The sequence below is a fragment of the Halanaerobium sp. DL-01 genome, from assembly GCF_003338615.1.
In the GTDB taxonomy this organism is placed as follows: Bacteria; Bacillota; Halanaerobiia; order Halanaerobiales; family Halanaerobiaceae; genus QPJE01.
In genome coordinates this window covers 35706-45062 of sequence record NZ_QPJN01000020.1, presented here as the reverse complement: position 1 = coordinate 45062, position 9357 = coordinate 35706, and the positions used below count along the sequence as shown (strand labels likewise).

General features: G+C 29.3%; 7 protein-coding genes. 2 read left to right on the top strand and 5 right to left on the bottom strand.

Translation table 11 applies throughout. From position 1 onward, the window contains the following. Positions 1-219: 219 nt before the first annotated feature. On the bottom strand, positions 220-1764 hold the full coding sequence (gene ppx, locus DER71_RS08005) for an exopolyphosphatase (RefSeq protein ID WP_114458273.1): 1545 nt from the start codon (positions 1762-1764) through the stop codon (positions 220-222). A 152-nt stretch (positions 1765-1916) separates the two neighbouring features. Here ppx and DER71_RS08000 point away from each other — a divergent pair, with 152 nt between their 5' ends. Continuing rightward, positions 1917-2177, top strand: coding sequence for a hypothetical protein (locus DER71_RS08000; protein ID WP_114458274.1), 261 nt, complete (start codon positions 1917-1919; stop codon positions 2175-2177). 6 nt (positions 2178-2183) lie between these two features. After that, a complete protein-coding gene (gene ppk1, locus DER71_RS07995; protein WP_114458275.1) occupies positions 2184-4301 on the top strand; it encodes a polyphosphate kinase 1 in 2118 nt (705 codons plus the stop codon). Between the two features lie 203 nt (positions 4302-4504). Here the strand turns inward: ppk1 and DER71_RS07990 are convergent, their stop codons facing one another. The 4 genes from DER71_RS07990 to DER71_RS07975 form a co-directional block, all read right to left on the bottom strand. Continuing rightward, complete coding sequence (locus DER71_RS07990; RefSeq protein WP_114458276.1) at positions 4505-5320, bottom strand: formate/nitrite transporter family protein; 816 nt, start codon at positions 5318-5320, stop codon at positions 4505-4507. Between the two features lie 266 nt (positions 5321-5586). Then, positions 5587-5769 (bottom strand): hypothetical protein, encoded by a 183-nt coding sequence (locus tag DER71_RS07985; protein ID WP_114474520.1) that lies wholly within the window; start codon positions 5767-5769, stop codon positions 5587-5589. Next, positions 5766-6851 (bottom strand): HD domain-containing phosphohydrolase, encoded by a 1086-nt coding sequence (locus tag DER71_RS07980; protein WP_114474519.1) that lies wholly within the window; start codon positions 6849-6851, stop codon positions 5766-5768. Before DER71_RS07980 ends, DER71_RS07985 begins: the two co-directional genes overlap by 4 nt. A gap of 32 nt (positions 6852-6883) precedes the next feature. After that, on the bottom strand, positions 6884-9316 hold the full coding sequence (locus DER71_RS07975; RefSeq protein ID WP_114474518.1) for a PAS domain S-box protein: 2433 nt from the start codon (positions 9314-9316) through the stop codon (positions 6884-6886). Positions 9317-9357 lie beyond the last annotated feature (41 nt).

Here is a 9357-nt window from a genome sequence, read left to right as displayed (position 1 = left end):
TTATTAGCTAAACATAATAATTGAAATTCAAAACCGTCTGCTATTTTCTCGGGGCAAGCCCACGAGGTTTGCTAGCAGACTATAACTTCTATCACTCTGAACAGAAAAAAGAAAAACCCACCCTAATGTAGGCCTTTCTATAATTTGTTTAAAAAGCAAATAACAATTTCAAATCCTGCAGTAAATTATTTTCTAATTTAGATTCAATATTTTAAAAATTTAAGAATCAAGTAATTTAAATTCAATCATTTTACTAAATAATGTTTCAAACCCACCAGCAGCTTCAAATGCATCTTCAATCTCTAGCTGTAGATCATATTCAGAAAATACATTGAATATGATTGAATCTTCGTTAATATTAATTTCTACTTTCTCTACAAGTCCCTTTCTATTCAGATCAAGGCTTTCAGCAATTTCTAAAATAATGCCCGCTTTCCTTATCAGTTCCTTATCCTCACCTTTAAGATTTATAATATCCTTAAAATTTTTGCGGTTCAAGTTATATTTATGCAGGCTGTATTTATTGTGCCTGTGAGAAGCAGAGATATATGCTGCTAAAAGATGTTCCCTATGATTTAAACCATATAAATCAGCATTTAAAATAACATAAAATGAATGTTCATGATGATCATAATAATTAATATTTGTTCCAACATCATGCAGCAGTGAGGCAGTTTTTAAAATTCTATCTATTCTTCCTGAAAATTCATCTGTTTTAAAAGAGAAACTTGTCTTTAATTGATCAAAAATACTTTTACTTAATTTATAAATCTTAGCTGCATGAGCTTCATTCATATCAAAATTATGCAGCAAATTTCTTATAGAGTAATCAAGTACATCCTCTATAATACCTTCACCTTCAATTAAATAGTCATATACCAGTCCTTCTCTAATTCCTTTTCCACTAATTATCAAATCTTCAATACCTGTATAACTCATCAAATAATTTACAAGGGCACTTGCACCTATAAAAATATCTGCTCTTTTTTTGGATAAACCATCTATATTTTTTCTTTCTTCAATATTTTTACTTGATACTTTCTCATAAACTGAAGTTACATTTTCTTTCTCCATACTGTAATAATGGAGCAGATCAAGTGGATAGTTAGTTTCTCGCTGCCATATTTTAGCTATATTTCTTATAGTGCCGCCCACTCCAATTAAAGGTATAGAATTAATTTCCTGAAGCCAATCTAATTTAGAAAATTGCTCATAAAGATATTTTTCTATTTCTTTATCATACTTATTTTCTTCATATAAGGCAAATTTTTCTGTAATAGTCAATGCACCAAAAGAAAGGCTAATACTTTCCTTTATTTTCCTTTCTTCCATCAGGATAAGCTCTACACTACCACCACCAACATCCATAATCAACGCTGAATTTTGGTCAAAACTATTAGATACCCCCATATAATCATAATACGCTTCTTCTTTACCAGAAAGAACTCTTACTTCAAGACCAGTTTGTTTGTAAACCCGATCAAGAAATTTCTTCCGATTTACAGCTGCCCTTACTGCAGCTGTAGCCACTGTAATAATTTTATCAACCTCTACAGCATCACATAGATTCTTAAATAAAGTAAGAGTCTGTAAAGCTTTATTTATTCTATCTTCTTTTAAATAGTTATTTTTATACATTCCTTCTCCCAATCTCACAGTTTCTTTTAATTCATCTATAATTCTAAAAGAATTATCCTCCCTATAGTCAACTAAAATCATCTTTATTGAATTGGAACCTATATCAACAATTGCTAATTTATTCATTGTCAACTCTCCTTTTGATAAATAAACTTTATGTAAATTTTACATTAATTTTTGATCACAACACTATTATTCTTCATAATCATATGTTAAAATTAAGCCACAGTAAAGCTGTTTTGAAAAATTTAACATAAATTTAAAGTAGGATGATTAAAATGATAAAAAGAGCAGCGATAATTTATATCGATTCTAATGATGTAATTATGAAAATTTCCGATTCTTTAGATAAAAGTCATGAAGAACCTTTTTCTAAAATTGAAATTTCTTTAAATAATAATAAACTAGAATTAACAGTTAATACAGAAAAAGATATTCTGTTAGAGAAATGGACATTTGACAATAAATCCAAATTATTTAAAGAAGTGTTTGAATTTGATGCTATTTTAAATAAAAAATACAAATATATAAAGAGGTAGTTTTAAATGAATCTTGACAATTCAAATTTTTATTTAAATAAATTGATAAGCTGGTTAAAGTTTAATATTAGAGTTCTAGAAGAAGCAAATGTTCCAGAAACACCACTTCTGGAAAAACTTAAATTTCTAGCAATAACTTCAACAAATCTCGATGAATTTTTTATGGTCAGAGTTGCAAGACTAAAATATGACATTGAATCCGGTTATAATGAGATGGATAAATCCGGCTATTTACCAAGAGAACTATTTAATAAAATAGCAGACATTGTGCATGATCTTTATAATAATAAATACAATTATTTACAAAAAACACTCAAAGAACTTGAGTCTGAAAAAATATATTTTAAAAAGTACAAAAATTTAAATAAAAAACAAAAAGCTCACCTGGATAAATATTTTGATGAAATTATTTTTCCCGTTTTAACACCTGTAGCAATAGATACCAGCCACCCATTCCCATTAATCTCAAATAAAAGCTTAAATCTTGGGGTTATGATTGAAAAGGACAAAGAAAAAAGTGCTTTTTCCCATATTGAAGATCAAAAAATCTTTTCAGTGGTAGAAGTTCCAGCAAATTTAAAGAGGTTTTTTAAATTAACTACCCCAGAAAATGATATTATTTTTGTTCTTCTGGAAGATATAATAAAAAATAATATTAAAAAAATTTTTAGCGGCAATAAAATTATTGAAGTCTGTACATTCCGTATAACAAGAAATGCTGAAGTGTTATTAGATGAAGAAAGCGAAAATTTACTCAATGAAATGGAAAGATATATTAAAAGAAGGCGCTGGGGATTTGCTGTCCGTCTTGAAATAAATTCAAAATGTAATGATTATATGCTTAACTTCCTAAAAGATAAGCTGAATTTAGATGATAAAGATATTTATAATGTACCAGAACCAGTTAACATCGGTTCTTTTATGAATTTTTCTGATTTATTAAAAAACCATGAACATTTAAAGTTTAAAAAATTAATACCACAGCCACATCCGATTTTATATAATTCAAAAGATTTATTTAAAACTCTCAAAGAAGAAGATATAATACTCCACCATCCTTTTGAACAATTTGATTATGTAATTGATCTAGTTAAAAATGCTTCTAGAGATCCAGGAGTTTTAGCTATAAAACAAACATTATACAGAATTAGCGGTAATTCTCCACTTATTGAGCATTTAATCAAAGCTGCAGAAAATGGCAAACAGGTCACTGTGCTGGTAGAATTAAAAGCTAGATTTGATGAAGAAAAAAATATTGAGTGGGCCAAAAAATTAGAGGAAGCAGGCTGTCACGTCATATATGGAATAAAGGGACTAAAAGTCCATGTTAAAGCTTTATTAATAGTAAGATTGGAAAATGAAGGTATCAAGCGTTATGTCCACTTAAGTACTGGAAATTATAATGACAAAACTGCTAAATTATATACTGATATAGGTTTTATGACTTCCAAAGAATCCTTTGCAAGTGATGTTTCTGCTCTTTTTAATTTGCTGACAGGTTATTCTAAACCTCCCCACTGGAAACTTATTTCTGTTGCACCTCTTGATTTAAGAGAAAACTTACTAAAATTAATTGATAATGAAATTAAAAACGCAAAAAACAATTTATCTTCCAGAATAATAGCAAAAATGAATGCACTTATAGATACTGAAATAATTAAAAAATTATATCAGGCTTCACAGGCTGGAGTAAAAATAGATTTAATTGTTAGAGGTATCTGCTGCTTGAGACCAGGGGTGAAAGGATTAAGTGATAATATAAGAGTTATTAGTATTATTGGAAAATTATTAGAACATAGTAGAATTTTTTACTTCAGCAATAATAATGATCCATATGTATTTTTATCTAGTGCAGACTGGAGACCTAGAAACTTCGACCGTAGAGTTGAAATTGCTTTTCCAGTGGAAAAAAAAGAAAAGAAAAATAAAATAATCAATATTTTATGTACAATTTTAAAAGATAACAAAAAAGCATATCTGCTCAAAGAAAATGGTAAATATATAAAAATAAAAAGCGAAAATCCTTTTGACTCACAGTTAGAACTCTATAAACTATCTAAAAATATTTTTCAAACTGAATTTTTGAACAATAATTTTAAATTACCTCAAGATTATATAATGTAGTATATATTTGCTGTCTAATTTTAATGTTAAAAACTCTTATAATCTAAGCTAATTTTTTTATTTTTACTTTTATTTTATAAAAGCTTTCCCCATTTCTCAAAATTATTTTCAGTCAACTTGATTTATTAGTAAATAGCTCTTTATTTTCACTTTTTTCTGAAGATTGACGCTCCACGGGGCAAGCGCGTCAGGTTTTCTAGTGCCTAACTTCTATAACCTCTAAAAATTTTCCAGTAAGCAAGGCTGATTAGAATTCCTCCACCAATTATATTCCCCAGTGTAGCAGGCAGCAGATTATAAAATAAACCTCTCAAATTTAAATTAGCAAGTTGTGAGACAGAAATAGCTGTATTTTGAGCAAATTCTGCTTTGGCAAGAATTCCGGCTGGAATATAATACATATTGGCAATACTATGTTCAAATCCACTGGCTACAAAAGCCATAATTGGAAACCAGCAGGCAGCAACCTTGCCCATCATATCCTGTGCCCCCACACTCATCCATACGGCAAGACAGACGAGAAAATTTGCCAAAATAGCTCTAATAAAAATCTGCATAAAATTTAAATTTACTTTTGAAGCTGCAATTTTGACATGTAATGCACCAAGTTCACCTGCCGAAGTATTGAATAAACCTGAATAATAAATTAAGTAAACAAAGATTATTGAACCAATAAAATTACCAATATATATTAAAACCCAGTTATTTAATAATTCTTTAATTGTGACTTTTTTATCAAGAACAGCTAAAAATATGAGTGTATTACCTGTAAATAAGTCAGCCCCTGCTACAAGTACTAGAATTAAACCAACAGGGAAAACCGCCCCCTGAATAAACTTAAACAACCCATAATTATCAATATTATGACTAACTACATTGGCTGTAAAAGCCCCTACTGCAATAAATGCACCAGCAAGTATTCCCAGTATTAACATTTGCACATTATTTCTGCTGACTTTTTTCTTTCCGACTTCAATCATCGATTTAGTAATTTCTTTAGGTCCTAGTAAAACTTTCATTTTTTTCCTCCCTATTGTGTTATCGTTACGTCAAATCTAATAGTTTTAATTTATCTGTTTAACGACTCATATAATATAATAATACTAGAAGTTTCCCCAAAATTTATTTTCAAGCTGCAAAAAGGGGGCTTTAGTCATCAACGAAATTTTCCTGCATCTCCCCTTTTTGCAGCAGTATATAAAAAATGGGGAAAGTCCAGTAATAATACTTATTGACTAAAAAAACAAGGATAGAACATGACGGCAAGACGGCAAAGCCGATAAAATTATATTTGAAAGAAAGAAGAAACATCAGACTGATTTTTATTAATTTTTTCTCTAAAATCTTGATAATAACCACTGGCACTCTTTTGTCTTTCTATTCTTAATTGATTAATCTCATTATAATTTTCTAAAAGAGTTTGCACGATATCTTTATCAATTTTATTGCTGACACTCATTTCTATCAAAATCTTTTCAACTTGATTTTTTTCATACCCTTTCTGTAAGGTCTATCTTCAGTTATTGCTGTAAAAATATCTGCCACCGCCATAATTCTTTCACTTAAGCTGAGTTTTTTCTCATCAATTTGAAAAGGATATCCAGTACCATCCAACTTTTCGTGGTGATAAGCTGCTATATTTCTAATTTTATTTAGTTTAGGACTGGTAGATAGTGCCTGATACGTATAATATGTATGGCTCTTTAAAATATTCCATTCTTCCTTTGTTGGTTTTCCTTTTTTATTCAAGATTTCAGTTGGTACTATTAATTTTCCAATATCATGCAGGTAAGCTGCAGCCTTAATTTCTTTACATTCGCTTCTGCTGTAATTATACTTTTCTGCTAATACAGGAGCTACTGCAGCAATCCCCTGAGAATGTGCAGCAGTAAAAGGACTGCGAAAGTCTGTAATATGACTGATTAATTTAGATACATTGATTAATTCATCCAGATCTATCTCCCAGTCAATATCTTCAAAAAAATTATCCAGCGTTTTGCTTATCACTTCCTCAGAAACTATATCAAGGCAAAATGCTTCATTTTCTATTAGTTCTGAAAATATTTTAAAACACTCAGGACAAAATCTTTCTTTATTATTCTCAATAACTTTTTTTATATGGTCAACCTGATTTAAAATTGATTTATCATCTAAAATTAAAACAACCATTCGATCCGCAAAATGGATAATACTGCTCAATTGATTCGGATTATTAGGATAACCATGGTGATGATATTTAATAATATCAGCAAATTCGGGGTCAAAAGAGTTTTGCTCAAGCAGTTTATATCCTACTTCAGCATGATAATTGCTTTCGTTATCAAATTTTAAATCCTGGTATTGCTGATCTAAATAAAATATACCTAGATCATGAATTAAAGAAGCTGTAATTAATTTTTTCATTTCTTTTGTGTCTAAACCTAACTTTAAACCAAATCTATAGCTTACATAAGCTGTTCTTTTATGATGACCAACTAAAGTTTTACTGACTAAATCCATGGCATAGCTTAATGATTTTATAATGTTGTAAAAATTATAATTCTCCTTCATACTACTCGCACCTTTCCTGATTTATCATAAATTCAATAACTCGTTTTATTATATTTTCTTCCTTTATTTACATACATCTTCTGGTCAGCTTTATTAAAAACCTTATCTAAATTCTGATTTTTATCATTCAATACTTCAAAACCTAATGATATAGATAATTTTTTTGCTGTTTTCTGCTTTTCATTAAATTCAGTAATATTTTTTTGTATTCGCTGACAGAATTTTCCTGCTTCATTATGATTAGTATTTGGTAAAATTACAGCGAATTCATCTCCTCCTATGCGAGCAATTACATCTTCAGCTCTAGCTGTCGATTTCAAAATATCTGCAGCATTAATTATATACTCATCACCCTTTTTATGACCATAAGTATCATTAATAAATTTTAGCCCATCAAGATCACCGATCACAATTGTTATTGGATATTTTCTTGAAGATTCCAGGCGTTTTAACTCATTTTCAAAATATCTTCTGTTATAAAGACCTGTCATTTCATCATGAAAAGAAAGATATTCTATCTTTTTTTGCCTTTCTTTACTTTCCGTTATATCCTTATATAAGGCATAAATACCTACCTGACCATTTGCTAATCTAATTGGAAAGCCCTGCAGAAAAACATGGATTTTATCTCCATTTTTTGTTTTTCTAATACTTTCAGCTTCAACTTTTTCGCCCTGTTTAACTTTTTTAGTATATCCGACCCCGGTTTCAAATAGCTTATCAGGTAAAATAAAATTATCAAGATTTTTATTTATAATTTCTGACTCTTTGAATCCAAATAAAGATTCGAATTTTTTATTTATTTTTATTACTCTATGTTTGTTATCCAGAAGAACTATTGCCTCAGTAGAATTATTAAAAAGCTGTTCAAAATATACTTTTTGATTTTTTAATTCTTCCTCCTGCTTTTTCCTTTCAGTAATATCGATTCCTGTTGCTACGATATATTTTATTTGACCCTGCTCATCTAAAATAACATTATTAGACCAGGAAATCAATCTTTCTTCTCCTTTTTTAGTCAGCAAGTAATTTTCATATTCATTTGGGTAGTCTCTATTTTTTAACTGATTAAAAACTTTTTTAACTTCTTTTTTTTTATCATTTTTTATAAATAGATCCCAGATCGTTTTTCCTTTTACTTCTTTTTCTGCATAACCGGTTAGTTTTTCACAGGCATTGTTGAAACGAACAATTTTCCCCTGACAATCAAGCAGTAAAACCAGTCCACTCTGAACTTCTAAAATAGTTGACAGAAATTTTTTCTGTTCTTTTATTTCTTGCTGAGCATATACCCTATCCAGAACAGCTGTAACATGTGAGGTTAAAATTTCTGCCAGTTCTAAATCATTTTCATTAAAAGCATTTTTTTCTGGTGCAGTAACCTGGAAAACACCGTAATTATCTATGGGAATACTTATTGCTGATTTATAAATGTTTTTAATTTTAACAGCCTCAGGATTATTTTGAAGGTCATCAATAATGAAACTTTTAGTTAGATTATAGGTTTTAGCGGCTATGCTTTTTTGGGAAATTGAAATTCTTTCCTGTTCAAAATCACTTGATGAAGCTAAAGTTACAAATTTATCCTCTTTAACTATAAGAATATTGCAGAGATTAAAATCCAGGAGATTTTCTGCTGCTTCAACAGCAGCCTGACATATTTCTTTTTCCGTTTCTAATTTTGTGAAGTTAACAGCTATTTTATGGAGATCTTTAATTATTTTTTCAGTTTTTTTATCTTTTGTAATATCCCTAGCTGAACAGACTACATATTCTACTTCCCCTTTTTTATTTAATTTTGGATTTTTAGTTACTGCAAGTAATCTTTTTTCCCCCTCTGCATTTTTCAGCCATTTTTCAGTTTGTATTTTCTTTTTTTCTTTAAATACCTTTTGGTTTCCCAGTTTATAAGCTTCAACTTCATCTGGGTCAAAAAATTTCTTTATGTTTTTATTCTCTATCTCAGATTTATCCAGACCTATAAAATCAGCGTGAGCCTTATTAACCCTACCATAAGTTACTGAATCTTTTAGATACCAGATTTGAGTATCGACTGTATCAAGTATCATTTCCTTTTCTTCATTACTCTTAAGCATTTTCTGATAAATATCGTGCTTATAGAGGGCAAGTTCTATATTGTTTTTTAGCTCTTCATTATTAAATGGTTTATTTAAATAGACTGAAGCTTTAAAATCTTTAATTTCAGCTGATCTGCCAGACAGAAATATAAAGGGGATATTACCTTCGGAACTGATTTTTTCAGCCACTTGATAGCCGTTCATCTTCCCTTCTAATATAATATCAATAATTATTAGGTCAGGTCTATTATTTTCTTTTAAAATATAATCAACTGCTTTTTCGCCACAACTAAAAATAGCAGCAACTTTATATCCAAGTTCTAAAACTACATCTTTTATTTTTTGCTGATGTAATCTAGTGTCTTCGATAATAACTATTTCTTTCAAATTTTATCACCCCTATTTTATCACCAATCCTCCAATATTTT

Coding starts and splice junctions, on each gene's coding strand:
- DER71_RS08000 (WP_114458274.1), top strand. CDS start 1,917: ATGATAAAAAGAGCAGCGATAATTTATATCGATTCTAATGATGTAATT.
- ppx (WP_114458273.1), bottom strand. CDS start 1,764: ATGAATAAATTAGCAATTGTTGATATAGGTTCCAATTCAATAAAGATG.
- DER71_RS07990 (WP_114458276.1), bottom strand. CDS start 5,320: ATGAAAGTTTTACTAGGACCTAAAGAAATTACTAAATCGATGATTGAA.
- ppk1 (WP_114458275.1), top strand. CDS start 2,184: ATGAATCTTGACAATTCAAATTTTTATTTAAATAAATTGATAAGCTGG.
- DER71_RS07980 (WP_114474519.1), bottom strand. CDS start 6,851: ATGAAGGAGAATTATAATTTTTACAACATTATAAAATCATTAAGCTAT.